This window comes from Amycolatopsis deserti, from assembly GCF_014653945.1.
Lineage (GTDB): Bacteria > Actinomycetota > Actinomycetes > Mycobacteriales > Pseudonocardiaceae > Amycolatopsis_E > Amycolatopsis_E deserti.
Map to the genome: position 1 here is coordinate 62,051 of NZ_BNAU01000011.1, position 15,512 is coordinate 77,562.

Consider the following 15,512-nt stretch of genomic DNA (forward strand, 5'->3'; position numbering starts at 1 on the left):
CCCGCTGGGGTTACCCACCGTGCACGGATTACACACGTGCCGGCCGGATCCGGGTCACCCGGTCGTCAGCTCCGCCCACACGACCTTGCCGTCCGGCGTGGTGCGCGTGCCCCACCGCGCCGCGGCCTCGTCGACCATCCGCAACCCGTGGTGCTCGATCCCGCCGGTCGCGAGGATGTGCGGCAACGCCCCGGCCCGGTCCGCGACGTCCACCGTCAGCCGCGAACCGTCGTGGAACAGCCGCAACGTCAACGGCACCGACGCGTGCCGGGAGGCGTTCGTCACCAGCTCGGAGGCCACCTTCACCGCGTTCTCGGCCACCTCCGCCAGCCCCCACTCGGCCATCCGCCCGGCCACGAACTCGCGCACCGACCCCGGCGAGACGTCACCGGTCAGCGTCATCGACGCCACGCGCCGGTGCGCGCCCCGGTGATCCACGTACAGCAGCGCGACGTCGTCGTCGTGCCGCCCCCCGGTCAGCCGCCCGATCAGCTCGTCGCACGCCGCGCCCAGGTCACCCTCGGCGGGCAGCGCCTCCAGCTCCGCCAGCAGCGCGTCGATGCCGGCGCCCAGCTCCCGCGTCCGGCTCTCCACCAGCCCGTCGGTGTACAGCACGAGCCGCATCCCGGGCGGGAACGGCGTCTGCTCCTGCGGGTACTGCTCGCCGACCCCCAGCGGCATGCCCAGCGCCTCCGCGATCTGCCGCGTCGCGCCGTCGGCCCCGATCAGCACCGCCGGCAGGTGCCCGGCGTTGGCGTAGGTCAGCGTGTCGTCGATCGGATCGTGCACCGCGTACAGACAGGTGATGAACTTCGCCCCGGGCGTGGTCCGCGCCAGCTGCGACACGTTGTGCAGCACTTCGGACGGCGGCAGGTCCAGCAGCGCGTACGACCGGATCGCCGTCCGCATCTGGCCCATCACCGCCGCCGCCGGCACGCCGCGCCCCACGACGTCCCCGATCACGAACGCGGTCCGGCCGCCGGGCAGCCGGATCACGTCGAACCAGTCCCCGCCGACCTCGGCCCCGGCCGCGGCCGGCAGGTACCGCGACACGATCCGCAGACCCGGGATGTCCGGCACCGCGGGCAGCATGCTGCGCGCCAGCTCGGTCGCCATCGACCGGTGCCGCGCGAACATCCGCGCGTTGTCCAGCGCGATCGCGGTGTACCCGGCGATCCCGGCGGCCACCTGCTCGTGCTGCTCGGTGAACCGCCCGGGCTCGGGGTGGCCGAAGAAGAACCCGCCGAGCACCTCGCGCGTCGTCGGCGTGACCACCGGGACCGCCAGGTAGCTGCGCACCGGCAGGTGCCCCTTCGGCATCCCGTGGTGCGGCGCGTTGTGCCCGTACCGCGGGTCCCGGGTGATGTCGTCGCTGCGGACTATCCCGGCACCGCTGAACGTCGGCGCGAACACGTCGGTGTTGCGGGGCATCGGGAAGCCGTCGAACGTCTCCTTCGGAACCCCGGACAGCGTGTAGAGCGTGTAGGACTCGCCGAACTCGTCGATCAGGTTGTAGAAGAACGCCCCGAACCCCGCGCCGGTCCCGCGGGTGGCGGCGTCGGTCGCGTCCTGCACGAGGGTGTCGATGTCGAGCTGCGCGGTCAGCCGCTGCCCGATCGCCCGCAGCGAATCCCCGAGCGCGGCCTCGGCCCCGGCCCGCCCGGCCGCGTCCTCCAGCGCCGCGCCCCGCACCCGCGCGGTTTCTTCCAGCAACTCGGCGTAGTCCCGCAACGCGTCCGCGCGTTCCGCCGCCGGACCGTGCGCCAGTAGTCCGGTGCGGACGCTCACCGCGATCGAGCGGGCCGTCGCCTCCGGCAGCCCGGCCGCGAGCACGATCCAGAACGCCCAGCCCGGCGACAGCGGTCCGCCGAACGCCAGGGCGCCCTGCAACGCGATCACCGGAAAGCGCTCACCCGCCGGCCGCGCCGCGAGCGCCGCGGCCAGCTCGCCGCCGGTCCGCGCGTCCCCGGCCGCTGCCACGAGAACCGGCGGACCGCCTTCGTCCACTGTGTACAGCTCGGCCGCGGCGGCGAACCCGTCCCGCAACCGCCGGACGACGGCCCGCGCGGCGGCGGGGAAATCCGGCGCGTCACCGGCTTCGGTGCGCAGCACCGCGGCGACCCGGACGGTGTCCGACAGGCCGAAGGACGCGGGACCGCCCGGCCCCGCGTCCTCGTCCTCGGCTCGCCGCCCGGTCATCGGCCGTCCCCTTCCCGTCGGCGGGTGCCAGCCTAACCCCGCCCGGGCGACCGTGACACGGTTTGCGCACGATTTCCGCGCTCAGTTCACGCAGGAATCCGGCGCCGACGTGCCCGAGCCCGGCAGGTTCGCCACGAACGTGCGAACCTCGTCCGGCGCGAGGCCGATCGCCGCGCCCGCGTCCGGTGAGTCGAGGACCGGTTCGGCGATGGGCACCGTCGCGATCCGCAGGCCGGCCGGGCGGACGTCCAGCAGCAGTGCGGCGAAGCCGGCCAGGTCCCAGCCCGGGTCGGTGAGCGCGTAGCGGTGCACGGTCTCGATGAGCGCGGCCAGGAACTGGGGATCGCCCAGCACGCCGGGGCTCAGCATCCGCTCCGCGGCCGAGCGCAGGTACGCCTGGAGCCGGGCCACGCGGTCGAGGTCGCCGTTGGGCAGCCCGGCGCGCTGGCGAAGGAAGTCCAGCGCCCGCGTGGGGTCCAGAACCTGCTCACCCGCGGGGAACGACGCACCGGTGCGCGGGTCGTGCGTGGCGGCGCGCAGGCAGACGGGAACGCCCTGCACCGCGGAGGCGAGCTGGGCGAACCCGGCCATGGCGACCACCGCGTAGTGGTCGACGCGGACGCCGGTGAGCTGCTGCACGGTGTCGGCGAGCGTGCGGGCCCCGGCCTGCGACGACGCGTCGACGTCCCGGCCCTGCCGCGTGGCCGCGGCCTTGCCGAGGCCGTAGGCGCTGCTCAGCTTGCCCCGCCCGAAGCCGGGGATGTCGACGAGCGAGTCGCGGGGGATCGAAGCGAGCGCGGCCGTGCCGTCCCGCCGGAACTGGCCGAGCACGACGGAATCGGCGATCTCGTGGTCGTCCAGCCCGACGAGCAGCACGTTCTGGTCGGCGGACGCGGGGGTGCCGACGACGGGTTCGCCGCGCTGCAGCATCCGCGGCACGAGGATCGCGGCGACCGCGACCGCGACGACCGCCGCGGCCGCGACGACCAGGATCGGCGTCCGGTTGCGGCGCGGCTGTGCGTGCTCCAGCCCGGCGAGCACGGCGCGCGGGTCCGGCCGGCGGGCGGCTTCGGCGTGCAGGGCCGAGCGGATCAGCTGTTCGGTGGGGTCGGGGGTCATGACAGCGCCTCCGTCACGGGCAGGCCCCGGCGCCGGCCGCCCTCGGCGGCGCGCAGCGTGCTCAGGGCGCGGGAGATGTGGCTGCGGACGGTGCCCGCGGAGCAGCCGAGCGCCTCGGCGATCTCGGCGTCGGTGCAGTCCTCGTAGAAGCGGAGCACGATCGCGGCGCGCTGCTTGCGGGGCAGCGCGGCGATGCGGGCACGCATGGCGTCCCGTTCGGCGAAGTGCTCGGCGGGGTCGGCGGTGGGCGTGCCGAGGGCGTCGAGGGTGCTGTGGGCGGCGGTGACGTTGCGCGAGGCCTTCAGCCGCCGCCACGACAGGTACTCGTTGGTGATCATCTTGCGCACGTAGCTCTCGGGCGCCCGTAGCCCGGCGATGCGGGACCAGCGGTGCTGGGCGCGCAGCAGGGTCTCCTGCACGACGTCCTGCGCGAGGTGGGGATCGCAGGTCAGCGCCGTGGCGTACCGGAGAAGGCGGTCGAGGCGCTGCGCCACGAAATCGTCGAAGCGGTCCCGCACCGGTGTTCCTTTCGATCTTCGGGGTGACGGAGCTTCAACGTGCCGGGACCGCCCGGTTGTTGAATTTCGGTCGGAAAAATTCTCGCAGGTGGTTACGGTCGCGCCATGACCGTCCTCGCGCACCTGTCCGACCTCCACCTCGACGGCGGCTCACGCAACGCCGATCGCGCCGCGCGGGTGGTGCGGCACCTGCGGGACCTGCCGCGGCCGGTGGACGCGGTGCTGGTGACCGGCGACCTCACCGACCACGGGGACCCGGCCGAGTACGCCGAGTTCGCCGACCTGCTGGAAAGCCTGCCCTCCCCGGTGTTCCACTGCCCCGGCAACCACGACGACCGGGCCGCCTACCGTTCCGCGCTGCTCGGCGAGGCGCCCTCGGACGGGCCGGTCAACCAGGCCGGGGAGGCGGCCGGGGCGGTGTTCGCGCTGTGCGACACGAGCGTCCCGGGCCAGGGGGCGGGCCGGATGGGCGACGAGACGATCGCCTGGCTGGACGAGGTGCTGACGGACGCGGCGGGACGGCCCGCGTTCGTCGCGTTCCACCATCCGCCTGCGGTGCTGCACCATCCGCTCCTGGACGAGATCCGGCAGCACGAGGCGGAGCGGCTCGCGGAGGTGGTCCGGTCCCATCCGGATGTGGTGGCGTTGTTCTGCGGCACGCGCACACCCCCGCGGTGACGACCTTCGCCGGGCGGCCGCTGGTGGTGGCGCCCGGAGTGATGTCGACGCTGACGCTGCCGTGGGAGACGGGCGGGGACGCGGGCTGGGCCGAGGGGGGACCGCTCGACCGCGACCGCCCGCCCGCGCTGGCCTTCCACGTGGTCGACGACCAGCGCCGGCTGACCACGCACTTCCGGCTCTGCCCGTAGGTCGCGGGCCGCCTCAGAGCACGGCGAGACGGTCCACCAGCAGCTCCGTCCTCCGCTCGGTGTCCTCCGGAAGCAGCCGTTCCGTCCCGGTCAGGGTCGCCAGCCCGTGCAGGGCCGCCCAGAACACCTCGGTGAACAGCGCCGGGTGGACGTCGTCGCCGGCGACCTCGCCGAGGCTCTCCACCAGGGCGGCGAAGGCGTCCTTCAGCGGTTCCGGGGTGTCCGCCCGCGCGAACGCCAAGCCGCCGTCGAGCTGGAACATGGCTTCGTAGACCGCCCGGTTGCGGGCGGCGAAGCCGAGGTAGGCGCGGGCGAGGGCGATGACCCGGGCACGCGGGCCGTCCGCGGCGGAGGCCGCGGCCCGCAGCGCCACGGCCATCTCGGCGGCGCCGTCCAGCGCGACGGCGCCGATGATCTCGCGCTTGCCGCGGAAGTGGCTGTAGAGGACTGGCTGACTGTGTTCGATGCGCTCGGCGAGGCGGCGGGTCGTGACCCCGTCCCAGCCCTGCTGCTCGGCGAGTTCGCGGGCGGCCGTCAAGATCAGGTGTTCGCGGTCCGCCCGTTCGCGCTCCTTGCGTTCCGGTATCGACATGGCTAGATCCTAGCGCTGCTAGACAATCGAGCGGCAGTAGTACTAGCATTGCCACATTCACTATCAGTGCTAGATCTCAGGAAGGCTCACCAATGCTCAACGCACTCGGGGTGTTCACCACCGTCGTCGTCGGCGTGATGGTGGGGGTGGAGTTCTCTGTCGCCGTCGTCATCAACCGGATCCTCGGCAGCCTCCCGGACGACAGCGCGCTGCGCGGCCGCGCCTACGGGGGCCGGATGCTCGGCGCCGTGATGCCGGTCTGGTACATCAGCTCGCTCGTCCTGGTCGCGATCTGGGCCATCGCCGGATGGCGCCAGGACGGCACCGGCCTCGTCGTCACCGCCGGCGGACTGCTGATCGTCAGCGTGATCATGTCGGTCCTGCTGCTGGTCCCGATCAACAACCGCGGCAAGACGTGGACCCCGGAGAACCGGCCCGCGGACTGGAAGGAGCAGATGAACCGCTGGGACCGCTTCCACTACGGCCGCGTGGCCGTCATCATCGCCGCCTTCGCCCTGCTGGCCGCCGCGCTCGCCTGAGTGCGCGGACGCGGCGCACCCGGCGGCAGGTTCCCGGCCTCCGGAAGGCGACCGCTGCCCGGGGCGGTGTTCAAGCGCGCGACCCCGGCGGAGTTCCCCGCGGAATCCCTGGATCGGCGCTCGCGCGGTGGACTCCGGGACACCACCCGGACCGCGTCGTGGCCTGGCGGCCGCGCGGTGGCACGACGCTGCCGTGCAGCTCGCCGCCGGCGGTCCAGTGCAGGAACTCCTCCTCCCACGGCCGGTCCAGCAGGTCACGGCGCTCGGCGAGCTCGGCCTGTGTGGCGGCGAACTCGCGGAGCCCGGCGAGGATTCGGCTCAGCATCCGCATACCTGGGAGCGTGCTCCATTCGGCCCACCAGGACGAGTGGCAGAACGGCACCGGTTCGGCAAAATCCTGCCAGCACCTCCTTGTGGCGGGCGAACCCGAGGGTGACTTCCGTCCCGCCAGGAGGCATGATCGCGACGTATCCGTAGTGGGAGGCCAGTTTTGAGCATCGTCGGCACCAGGGTGGTCCGCATCGAGGACCAGCAGCTGATCACGCAGGGCGGGACCTACGTCGAGGATCTGCGCGTGGAGGCGCTGACGGGCGCGGTGCACGCGGTGTTCGTGCGCAGCCCGATCGCGCACGCGCGCATCACCTCGATCGACACCTCGGCCGCGCTGGAGGCGCCCGGCGTCGTCGCGGTCTACACGGCCGCGGACCTCGATCTCGCCCCGCGCAAGGCCGGGCCGGTCGTGGAACCGTGGCTCGCCGACGAGGTGGTCCGCTACGTCGGGGAGCCCGTCGCGCTCGTGCTCACCGAGGAGCGCTACCAGCTCGCCGACGCCGCCGAGCTGGTGGACGTCGACTACGACCCGCTCGACGTGGTGGCGAGCATCGACAGCGCGCTCAGCGACGAGACGGTGCTGTTCGCGGACCAGGGCACGAACCTGCTTCAGACCACCGGCGGCGAGTTCGACGAGAAGGCGTTCGACGACTGCGAGGTCGTCGTCACGCAGACCATCCTCAACCAGCGCGTCGCCCCGGCGCCGCTGGAAGTGCGTGGCGCGGCCTGCGCGTGGGGCGAGGACGGCCGCCTGACGCTGTGGCTGTCCACGCAGAACGCCCAGATCTCCCGGTCCACGGTGGCAAAGGGGCTCGGGGTCGAGTCGAAGGACGTCCGCGTCATCACCCCGGACGTCGGCGGCGGGTTCGGCGCGAAGATCGGCACCGACCCGGAGTCGGTGGTGCTGGGCTGGGCCTCCAAGCGGTCCGGGCGGCCGATCCGCTGGGTGGAGACCCGCAGCGAGAACCTGGTCGCGATGACGCACGGCCGCGCGCAGCAGAACACCGTCACCATCGGCGGGCGCCGCGACGGCACCGTGCTCGCGTTCCGGCTGGAGGTCGTGCAGGACGCCGGCGCCTACCCGCGCACGATGTTCCTGCCCACGCTGACCGAGCTGATGGCCACCGGCGTCTACCACTTCCCGAAGGTGGAGACGAGCAGCAAGGCCGTCGTCACCAACACCACGCCGATCGCGGCCTACCGGGGCGCCGGGCGGCCCGAGGCGGCGGCCGCCGTCGAGCGCGCGATGGACCTGTTCGCCGCGGAGATCGGCATGGACCCGGCGCAGGTGCGGCGGGTGAACTTCATCCGCCCGGACGAGTTCCCGTACCAGACGCCGACCGGCGCGAACTACGACACCGGCGAGTACGCGAAGGTCCTGGACCAGGTGCTCGAGGCCGGCGGGTACGAGCAGCTGCGCGCCGAGCAGGCCCGCCGCCGCGAGGCCGGCGACCCGGTGGTGCTCGGCCTCGGCCTGTCCGCCTACGTCGAGGTGACCGGCAACGACCGCGCCGGCGAGGCGGGCAAGGTGCACATCAACCCGGACGGCACGGTCACCGCGTGGACCGGCGCCTCCCCGCACGGCCAGGGCCTGGACACCACGCTGGCGATGCTGCTGTCCGACCAGCTCGGCGTGCCGATGGAGAAGATCAGCATCCGGCACGGCGACACCGACGAGGTGCCCAGGGCGATCGGCACCTTCGGGTCGCGGTCGCTGCAGCTGGGCGGTTCCGCGCTGCGCCAGGCCGCCGACCAGGTCATCGAGCAGGCCCGCGCGCTCGCGGCGGACCGGCTGGAGGCCAGCCCCGACGACATCGAACTCGTCGACGGCGCGTTCCAGGTGCGCGGCGCGCCCGCGAGCGGTTCGGTCAGCTGGGCGCAGGTGGCCGAGCAGGCCGACCTGACCGCCGACGTGTGGTTCGGCGACGGCGCCCCGACGTTCCCGTTCGGCGCGCACCTCGCCGTCGTCGAGGTGGACACGCTCACCGGGAAGGTCGAGCTGACGCGGATCATCGCCTGCGACGACGCCGGCCCGATCGTCAACCCGCTCGCCTTCCAGGGCCAGCGGCACGGCGGGCTCGGCCAGGGCGCCGCGCAGGCGCTGCTGGAGGTCATGAACTACGACGCCGACGGCAACCCGACCACCGCGACCCTGGCCGACTACTCGTTCATCACCGCGACCGAGCTGCCCGACTTCGAGCTGGTCGACTCCGAGACCCCGACGACGCGGAACCTGCTGGGCGTCAAGGGAATCGGCGAGGCGGCGACCATCGGCGCGACCCCCGCGGTGCACAACGCGGTCGTCGACGCGCTGTCCCACCTGGGCGTACGTCATCTCGACATGCCCACCACCCCGCTGCGGGTCTGGCAGGCTCTCACCGACGCGAGGAAGGCGAACTGAAGTGAAGGTCTCGATCGAGATCAACGGCACGACGGTCTCCGAGGAGGTCGAGGACCGCACCCTGCTGGTCCACTTCGTGCGGGAGCAGGCCGGGCTGACGGCGACGAACATCGGGTGCGACACCACCTCCTGCGGCGCGTGCACGGTGCTGCTCGACGGTGAGTCCGTGAAGTCCTGCACGGTGCTGGCCGCGCAGGCCGACGGGCATGCGGTCACCACGCTGGAGGGCCTGCACGGCGAGGGTGGCGACCTGCACCCGGTGCAGCGCGCGTTCCGCGAGGAACACGGCCTGCAGTGCGGGTTCTGCACCCCGGGGATGATCATGGCGTCGGTGTCGCTGCTGGAGCACAACCCGAAGCCCACGCGCCAGGAGGTGCGCGAGGGCCTGGAGGGCAACCTGTGCCGCTGCACGGGTTACCACAACATCGTCAACGCGGTGATGAACGCGTCCGGGCAGGAGGTCCAGCGGTGATCCCGGCCCCGTTCACCTACCGGCGGGTGTCCTCTGTGGACGAAGCGCTGGCCGCGGTCGCCGAGCACGGTGACGACGCCAAGCTGCTGGCCGGCGGGCAATCCCTGCTGCCGCTGATGAAGCTGCGTTTCGCCGCGCCCGAGGTGGTCATCGACATCGGCCCGCTGGACGAGCTGCGCTACGTCCGGGCCGAGGGCGGCGAGATCGCCGTCGGGGCCATGACCCGCTACCACGACCTGCACCACGACCCGGTGCTCGCCGAGCACGCGCCGCTGCTCGCGCACGTCGCGGGCGAGGTGGGGGACCAGCAGGTCCGCCACCGCGGCACCATCGGCGGCTCACTGGTGCACGCCGACCCGGCCGCCGACCTGCCCGCGGCGGTGCTGGCCGTGGACGGCGTGCTGGTCGCGCGCGGCCCGGACGGCGAGCGGCGGATCCCCGCGGCCGAGTTCTTCCAGGGGCCGTTCGAAACCCCGCTCGCCCCGGAGGAGTTGCTGACCGAGGTGCGGATCCCGGCGCAGGGCGGTGCCGGGTGGGCGTTCGAGAAGTTCACGCGGCGCTCGATCGACTGGGCGATCGTCGGGGTGGTGGTCGCCGGGAGCGCCGTGTCGCTGATCAACATGGGCGGCACCCCGCTGCGGGCCACGGCGACCGAGGCGGCACTGGCCGACGGCGCGTCCGCCGCTGAGGCTGCCGCACTGGCCGCGGAGGGCACCTCCCCGGCTGACGAGGCCCACGCGACGGCCGAATACCGGCAGCACCTCGCGCGCGTGCTGACCGAGCGGGCGCTGGTTTCCGCGGGCCGGTGAGCCGAGGGCGGGCCGGTTCCGTCCGGCCCGCCCCGAGCGGCTAGTTCTCCAGGAGGACGATGCCGTCGTCGTCGGCGTAGAGCATGTCGCCGGGGTGGAAGGTGATCCCGCCGAAGCCGACCGGCACGTCCACCGCGCCGTTGCCCGCCTTGCTGCTCTTGCGCGGATTCGTGCCCAGCGCCTTGATCCCGATCGGCAGCCCGGCGAGCACCGCGCTGTCCCGCACCGCGCCGTTGATCACGAGCCCGGCCCAGCCGTTGTCCACCGCCGAGCCCGCGATCAGGTCGCCGGTCAGCGCGGTGTGCAGCGAGCCGCGCCCGTCGACCACCAGCACCGCGCCCTCGCCCGGCGTGGCGAGCAGTTGCTTGACCAGGCCGTTGTCCTGGTAGCAGGAGACGGTCCGGACCCGTCCGGAGAACACCCGCTGCCCGCCGAACTGGCGGAACTGCGTGTCGCACACCCGGAGCTTGTCGCCGTGCTCGTCGACCAGGTCGGCGGTGGAGAAGGTCACTCGGATCGCCTTTCGTCGTGGTGGGCGTGCCGGATCGAGTCCAGCAGGCCGGGGAAACGCGCGCTGATCTCGTCCCGGCGCAGGCGCACGAAGCTGCCGTTGCCGGCGTCGCGCTGGTGGATCAGCCCGGCCTGCCGCAGTACCCGCCAGTGGTGGGTGCGGGTCGATTTGGCGACCGGCAGGTCGAACGAGGCGCACGCGTGCTCGCCGTCCGGCCGGTCCAGCAGGTCGACGACCACCGCGCGCCGGTGCCGGTCGGCCAGGGCCGACAGCACGGTGCCGAGATCGAGGTCCATCGCGTCCCCTTGTCTTAGGTACGAAAGTGATAGTACCTTGCGGGACATGCTGGTGGTCTTCGACATCAACGAAACGCTGCTCGACCTCACGCCGCTGGACGACGTCCTGGGCGGGACCGAGGTCCGCACGCGGTGGTTCGACCTGCTCATCCACACCGCGCTGGTGGTCACCGCGAGCGGCCGGTACCAGGACTTCGCGCAGCTCGCCGGAGCTTGCGCGCGCACCGTCGCGCCGGAGGTGGACGTGTCGAAGCTGGCCGAGACGCTGCGGTCGCTGCCGCCGCACCCGGACGTCGTCCCGGCGCTGGCCGAGCTGCGCGAGCAGGGCCACCGGCTGGTGGCGCTCGGCAACTCGCCGCAGGCGGTGATCGAGGCGCAGCTGGCGGACCTGGACTTCGACGCGCTCTACTCGGCCGAGGCGGCCGGCGCGCTCAAGCCGTCGCCGGCCGCCTACGCCCTGGTCGAGCACGACGGCGAGCCGCCGGTGATGGTGGCGGCGCACGACTGGGACATCGCCGGCGCCCAGGCCGCGGGACTGCGCACGGCCTTCGTCACCCGCGACGGCCGCCGCCCGCTCCCGGCGCACCCGAGTCCCGAGTGGACGGTCACCGACCTCGCCGAGTGGGCCCGCTCGCTGCGCTCGGCGTGATCGAGGCCAGGCGAGCAGGGTGTCGACGGCGCGAGCGGTTGGCCCGCGCGCCGGAGCCGCTAGACGAGTTGTGCGTAACCTTTGTCGGCGATGATCAGCAGGCCGGGTGGTTCGGTGAGCAGGCGAGGTTCGGTCGCAGATGGCCATCAGCACCTGCCGCCCGCCAGCCAGCGCATCACGTGCTTGACCAGCGGCAACGCGGCACGCAGATGACGGTTGTAGCCGGATTGGCCGGGCAGCTAGCCGAACGCGCCGCGCATCCGGGCGGGCAGGAACCGCAGCCAATGGGCCTCGGAGGTGAACCCCGGCGGTGCCTGGGCCACGGCCAGGGTGACCAACTCGGCGTCGGTCAGCCTCGGCGGTCTGCCCGTTCGGCGCCGGCCCGCGAGGTGGTCGTCGATCTGGACCGATCTCTCGTCTAGCCCCCCGGCAACGGGATGCGCAGGCTCGACGTGCCGGTGAGGTCCAGCCACGCCGCGTCCGGGCCGCGCACCAGCTTCAGCACCACCGCGTCGCAGCCGGCGCAGCGCGCCACCAGGCCCGGGGCGTGCCGGTAGACGCGCAGGGCGGCGACCGCGTCCACGCGGCCGCAGTCCACGCACCGGGTCGTGGCGGCGGTGATGTCCACGGCGAAGATCTCGCCGGCCGGGCCGGCCAGGACGTTGCCGTCTTCGAAGGGCTCGCTCATGTCAGCTCCCGCTCGGCCCGAAGCGTTCGGTCTTGACGCGCCGCGGGTCGTGCCCCAGCGCGACGAGGATGTTGGCCACCGCCTCGACGAAACCGGTCGGCCCGCACACGAAGCACTGCGGCGCGAACACCGCGGGCCAGCCCGCGGTGTTCACGTCGGCCACCCCGATCCGGTGCGGCTCGCCCGGCCAGTCCGCCGGGCCCTTGCGCGAGTAGACGAGCGTGACGTCCAGCCCGGCCTCCGGGCGGCGCAGCTCGTCGGCGTAGTACACGTCCTCCGGGGTGCGCGCCGAGTACAGCAGCTTGAACGGCGTCCGGCTGCCCGCCTGGCGGCGCGCGCGGATCATCGCCATCAGCGGCACGATCCCCGCGCCGCCGGCGACCAGCAGCACCGGATCGGGCGCGGTGGGCCGCCACACGAACCACCCGCCGACCGGGCCGCGCAGCTCGACCGGGTCACCGGCGGCGAACACCTCGGTCAGATACGGCGACACCTCGCCGCCGGGCACGCGCTGCACGGTGATCGCGACGCGGTCACCGTCCGCGGGCGCGGCGATCGAGTACGTGCGGGTCGTGCTGTAGCCGTCCTCGGCGGTGAGGCGCACGTCGACGTGCTGCCCGGCCAGGTGTCCCGGCCAGCCGGGCACGTCGAGCACGAGCGTGCGCGCGGTGGGCGTCTCGTCGCGCACCTCGGCGAGGCGGCCCACCCGCCACGCCAGCTTCCCCTGGACCACGTCAGTCCCCCTGGTAGCGCTGCTCGCGCCAGGGGTCGCCGTAGCTGTGGTAGCCGGCGGCCTCCCAGAAGCCGGGGTCGTCGTCCAGCATCAGCCGCAGGCCCTTGACCCATTTGGCGGACTTCCAGAAGTACAGGTGCGGAACCAGCAGCCGGGCCGGGCCGCCGTGCTCCGAGGGCAGGTCCTCGCCCTCGAACTCGTAGGCGATCCACGCCTGGCCGTCGAGCAGGTCCTCCAGCGGCAGGCTGGTCGTGTACCCGCCGTGGGACTCCACCATCACGTAGTCGGCGGCGGTGTCGACGTCTTCCAGCAGGGTGTCCAGCGAGACGCCGCGCCAGGTGGTGCCGAGCTTCGACCAGCGGGTCACGCAGTGGATGTCGACCGTCGGCGTCTCCAATGGCAGCGCTTTGAGGTCCGCCCACGACCACTCGTGCTTCTGCCCGGTCTCGGTGGTGACCGTGAAGCGCCAAGTCTCCGTCCGCACCCGCGGCGTCGGTCCGGCGGAGAGGACCGGGAAGTCCTCCACCAGGTACTGCCCGGGCGGCAGCTTCTCGTCCGCCGACCGCGCCCGTCCCCGGAACCCGGGTGTCACGATGCCCATGCGCTTCCCCTTCCTCGTCCGGCGAGTGTAAGCCGTGATTTACTAGAACATGTTCTAGTCAAGGGAGGTCGCCGTGCGATATGGGGTCGTGCTGTTCACCAGTGACCGCGGGATCGCGCCCGCCGACGCGGCACGGGCGGCGGAGGACGCCGGGTTCGACTCGTTCGCGGTGCCGGAACACACGCACATCCCGGTCCGCCGCGAGGCGGCGCACCCGGGCACGGGCACCGCCGAGCTGCCCGACGACCGGTACCTGCGCACGCTCGACCCGTGGGTCGCCCTGGCGACGGCGGCCTCGGTGACGCGCCGGATCACCCTGTCGACGGCGGTGGCGCTGCCCGCCGAGCACGATCCGATCACCCTGGCCAAGACGATCGCCTCGCTCGACCACCTGTCCGGCGGCCGGGTCGTGCTCGGAGCGGGGTTCGGGTGGAACGTCGACGAGCTGACCGACCACGGCGTGCCGGCCGGGCGGCGGCGGACGGTGCTGCGCGAGTACCTGGAGGCGATGCGGGCGCTGTGGACGTCCGAGGAGGCCGCGTACGAGGGCGAGCACGTGCGGTTCGGCCCGTCGTGGGCGTGGCCGAAGCCGGTGGGGGAGGTGCCGGTGGTGATCGGGGCGGGCGGCACGGAGCGGACGTTCACCTGGATCGCGCGCTCCGCGGACGGCTGGCTGACGACCCCGAGGGACCACCACCTGGACGACAAGGTGCGCCTGCTGCACAAGATCTGGCAGGACGCCGGCCGCGAGGGACAGCCGAGGGTGATCGCGCTGGCCGGCCGCCCGGACGGGGAGGTGCTGGCGCACTGGCGGGCGCTCGGGGTGACGGAGGTGCTGTTCGGCCTGCCGGACCGGGAGGCCGACGAGGTGGCCGCCTACATCAGGCGGCTGGGGGAGCGCCTGCCCCTGGACTGAACCCTGGGGGCTTGGGCCGTGGAGGACCGCGCCCTGCGGGCGCCGCGTTGAACCGCGGGATGCGGGACTGGGCGGCGGTGGGGCCTCGCGGGTGGGGTGGTGGGCTGCTGGCTCGGCAGGGTGCTGTCGTTGGGTTGAGCGGCGGTGGCTGGTCGGGCGGTGGTGGCGCTTCGCGGGTGGGGTGATGGGCTGCTGGCTCGGCAGGCGGCTGTCGCTGGGTTGAGCGCCGTCGGCTGGCCGGGCGGCGGTGGGGCCCCGCGGGTGGGGGTGGGCTGCTGGCTCGGCAGGCGGCTGTCGCTGGGTTGAGCGCCGGTGGCTGGTCGGGCGGTGGTGGCGCTTCGCGGGTGCGGTGGTGGGCCGCTTGTTGGGCAAGTGCCTGCGGCTCGGCTGAGCGCGGGCGGTCGCGCCGTGGTGGCCCCTGCGCCTCCCGGGTGCGGTGGTGGGCCGCGCGCTGCGGTGCGGCGTGGGGCGCCGCGATGGGCCACGCGCCCTGCGGGCGCCGCGGGAGGCGGGGTCTGGCTAGGGGCGGGGCGCCTGTGGCTGGGCTGAGCGCTGGGCGGCGGCTCCGATGGCTGCCCGCCCTGCGGGCGCGGCGGGCAGTGCAGTGCGGGCTGCCCCCGCGCCGCCGGGGGGCAGCGGGGCCGGGCCACGGGAGGGGGCGCCGGGCCACGGCCCATGCGCCACTCGCCGGCAGCGCCGCAGCTTCGCGGGGGCGCTCAGCGGCGCGACCGGTAGGCCCGCATCTTGTGCCGCGCCCCGCAGATGTCCATGCTGCACCACACGCTGTTCCCCGCCGGGGAGCGGTCGTAGAACAGCCACCGGCACTCCGGCGCCCGGCACGGCTTCAGCCGCCGCGCCTGGCCCGTCACCTCGGCGCGGAACAGCACCTCCAGCAGCCTCCCGATCAGCCCGTCCACGCCCTCGCCCGCCGCCGCCAGCGCGGGCCCCGGCCAGCGGGGACCCGACACCGCCGACGCCGCGAACTCGTTCAGCGCCGCCGACACGTCCACCCCGTCCAGGTGATCGCGCAGCGTCTCGCGGAAGCGCACCAATCGCTCCAGGCCCCGGGTGTCCAGCGGGAACGAGCCCAGTCCGTGCGAAACCAGCCAGCCGGCCGCCTCCTCGGGGGAGCTGAAGTGGTCCTCGTCGTAGAGGAACCGCGCCGAGTTGCCGAACACCTCGAGCGGCCGCAGCTCGTCCGGCGCGGCGGGGCGCGAGTAGGACATGGCCGCAGGTTACGCCACCCGGGCGAGGCGGCGCGGGGCTAACG

19 protein-coding genes and 1 pseudogene are annotated in these 15,512 nt (G+C 73.6%); 8 read left to right on the forward strand and 12 right to left on the reverse strand.

Annotated elements, in window-relative coordinates; translation table 11 throughout:
• Window positions 1-54 precede the first annotated feature (54 nt).
• The 3 genes from IE290_RS33930 to IE290_RS33940 form a co-directional block, all read right to left on the reverse strand.
• Window positions 55-2,199, reverse strand: a complete 2,145-nt coding sequence (locus tag IE290_RS33930) for an ATP-binding SpoIIE family protein phosphatase (RefSeq protein ID WP_191248825.1) — start codon at window positions 2,197-2,199, stop codon at window positions 55-57.
• Window positions 2,200-2,280: 81 nt separating this feature from the next.
• Window positions 2,281-3,318 carry an LCP family protein gene (locus tag IE290_RS33935; protein ID WP_191248826.1) on the reverse strand — a complete coding sequence of 346 codons (1,038 nt, stop codon included), beginning with the start codon at window positions 3,316-3,318 and terminating at the stop codon, window positions 2,281-2,283.
• Complete coding sequence (locus tag IE290_RS33940; protein WP_191248827.1) at window positions 3,315-3,836, reverse strand: SigE family RNA polymerase sigma factor; 522 nt, start codon at window positions 3,834-3,836, stop codon at window positions 3,315-3,317. Before IE290_RS33940 ends, IE290_RS33935 begins: the two co-directional genes overlap by 4 nt.
• 105 nt (window positions 3,837-3,941) lie before the next feature.
• Here IE290_RS33940 and IE290_RS33945 point away from each other — a divergent pair, with 105 nt between their 5' ends.
• Complete coding sequence (locus IE290_RS33945) at window positions 3,942-4,514, forward strand: metallophosphoesterase (RefSeq protein WP_308431405.1); 573 nt, start codon at window positions 3,942-3,944, stop codon at window positions 4,512-4,514.
• On the forward strand, window positions 4,511-4,705 hold the full coding sequence (locus tag IE290_RS38445) for a hypothetical protein (RefSeq protein ID WP_308431406.1): 195 nt from the start codon (window positions 4,511-4,513) through the stop codon (window positions 4,703-4,705). The genes IE290_RS33945 and IE290_RS38445 overlap by 4 nt, the downstream gene beginning before the upstream one ends.
• A 13-nt stretch (window positions 4,706-4,718) precedes the next feature.
• Here IE290_RS38445 and IE290_RS33950 read toward each other — a convergent pair whose 3' ends face one another.
• Entirely contained in the window at window positions 4,719-5,297 is a 579-nt protein-coding gene (locus tag IE290_RS33950) for a TetR/AcrR family transcriptional regulator (RefSeq protein WP_191248828.1), read from the reverse strand.
• Window positions 5,298-5,389: 92 nt separating this feature from the next.
• Between IE290_RS33950 and IE290_RS33955 the strand changes: the two genes are divergently transcribed.
• Window positions 5,390-5,836 carry an anthrone oxygenase family protein gene (locus IE290_RS33955; RefSeq protein ID WP_191248829.1) on the forward strand — a complete coding sequence of 149 codons (447 nt, stop codon included), beginning with the start codon at window positions 5,390-5,392 and terminating at the stop codon, window positions 5,834-5,836.
• A 70-nt stretch (window positions 5,837-5,906) separates the two neighbouring features.
• Here IE290_RS33955 and IE290_RS33960 read toward each other — a convergent pair whose 3' ends face one another.
• On the reverse strand, window positions 5,907-6,161 hold the full coding sequence (locus tag IE290_RS33960) for a hypothetical protein (RefSeq protein ID WP_191248830.1): 255 nt from the start codon (window positions 6,159-6,161) through the stop codon (window positions 5,907-5,909).
• A 165-nt stretch (window positions 6,162-6,326) separates the two neighbouring features.
• On the opposite strand from IE290_RS33960, the gene IE290_RS33965 reads away from it, so the two are divergent.
• The 3 genes from IE290_RS33965 to IE290_RS33975 are packed head-to-tail and all read left to right on the forward strand — an operon-like array spanning window position 6,327 to window position 9,848.
• Window positions 6,327-8,567: a xanthine dehydrogenase family protein molybdopterin-binding subunit gene (locus IE290_RS33965; protein WP_191248831.1), complete on the forward strand. Its 2,241-nt coding sequence runs from the start codon at window positions 6,327-6,329 to the stop codon at window positions 8,565-8,567.
• 1 nt (window position 8,568) lies between these two features.
• Window positions 8,569-9,039, forward strand: a complete 471-nt coding sequence (locus IE290_RS33970) for a (2Fe-2S)-binding protein (RefSeq protein ID WP_191248832.1) — start codon at window positions 8,569-8,571, stop codon at window positions 9,037-9,039.
• On the forward strand, window positions 9,036-9,848 hold the full coding sequence (locus IE290_RS33975; protein WP_191248833.1) for an FAD binding domain-containing protein: 813 nt from the start codon (window positions 9,036-9,038) through the stop codon (window positions 9,846-9,848). The genes IE290_RS33970 and IE290_RS33975 overlap by 4 nt, the downstream gene beginning before the upstream one ends.
• Window positions 9,849-9,888: 40 nt before the next feature.
• Here the strand turns inward: IE290_RS33975 and rraA are convergent, their stop codons facing one another.
• Both rraA and IE290_RS33985 read right to left on the reverse strand, forming a co-directional pair.
• A complete protein-coding gene (gene rraA / locus IE290_RS33980) occupies window positions 9,889-10,359 on the reverse strand; it encodes a ribonuclease E activity regulator RraA (protein ID WP_373300611.1) in 471 nt (156 codons plus the stop codon).
• Complete coding sequence (locus IE290_RS33985; RefSeq protein ID WP_191248834.1) at window positions 10,356-10,655, reverse strand: ArsR/SmtB family transcription factor; 300 nt, start codon at window positions 10,653-10,655, stop codon at window positions 10,356-10,358. The genes rraA and IE290_RS33985 overlap by 4 nt, the downstream gene beginning before the upstream one ends.
• A gap of 46 nt (window positions 10,656-10,701) precedes the next feature.
• Between IE290_RS33985 and IE290_RS33990 the strand changes: the two genes are divergently transcribed.
• Window positions 10,702-11,304: an HAD family hydrolase gene (locus tag IE290_RS33990; protein ID WP_191248835.1), complete on the forward strand. Its 603-nt coding sequence runs from the start codon at window positions 10,702-10,704 to the stop codon at window positions 11,302-11,304.
• Between the two features lie 161 nt (window positions 11,305-11,465).
• Here the strand turns inward: IE290_RS33990 and IE290_RS38685 are convergent.
• From IE290_RS38685 to IE290_RS34005, 4 genes and pseudogenes are all read right to left on the reverse strand, one after another.
• Window positions 11,466-11,705: pseudogene (locus IE290_RS38685) on the reverse strand (IS982 family transposase); the annotation flags it as partial.
• 17 nt (window positions 11,706-11,722) lie between these two features.
• Window positions 11,723-11,992 carry a DUF6510 family protein gene (locus IE290_RS33995; RefSeq protein WP_191248836.1) on the reverse strand — a complete coding sequence of 90 codons (270 nt, stop codon included), beginning with the start codon at window positions 11,990-11,992 and terminating at the stop codon, window positions 11,723-11,725.
• A gap of 1 nt (window position 11,993) precedes the next feature.
• Window positions 11,994-12,725, reverse strand: a complete 732-nt coding sequence (locus tag IE290_RS34000) for a ferredoxin reductase (RefSeq protein WP_191248837.1) — start codon at window positions 12,723-12,725, stop codon at window positions 11,994-11,996.
• Window position 12,726: 1 nt separating this feature from the next.
• Entirely contained in the window at window positions 12,727-13,326 is a 600-nt protein-coding gene (locus IE290_RS34005) for a sulfite oxidase-like oxidoreductase (protein ID WP_191248838.1), read from the reverse strand.
• 73 nt (window positions 13,327-13,399) lie between these two features.
• Between IE290_RS34005 and IE290_RS34010 the strand changes: the two genes are divergently transcribed.
• Window positions 13,400-14,242 carry an LLM class F420-dependent oxidoreductase gene (locus IE290_RS34010; RefSeq protein WP_191248839.1) on the forward strand — a complete coding sequence of 281 codons (843 nt, stop codon included), beginning with the start codon at window positions 13,400-13,402 and terminating at the stop codon, window positions 14,240-14,242.
• A 716-nt stretch (window positions 14,243-14,958) separates the two neighbouring features.
• Here IE290_RS34010 and IE290_RS34015 read toward each other — a convergent pair.
• Window positions 14,959-15,468, reverse strand: a complete 510-nt coding sequence (locus IE290_RS34015; protein WP_191248840.1) for a CGNR zinc finger domain-containing protein — start codon at window positions 15,466-15,468, stop codon at window positions 14,959-14,961.
• Window positions 15,469-15,512 lie beyond the last annotated feature (44 nt).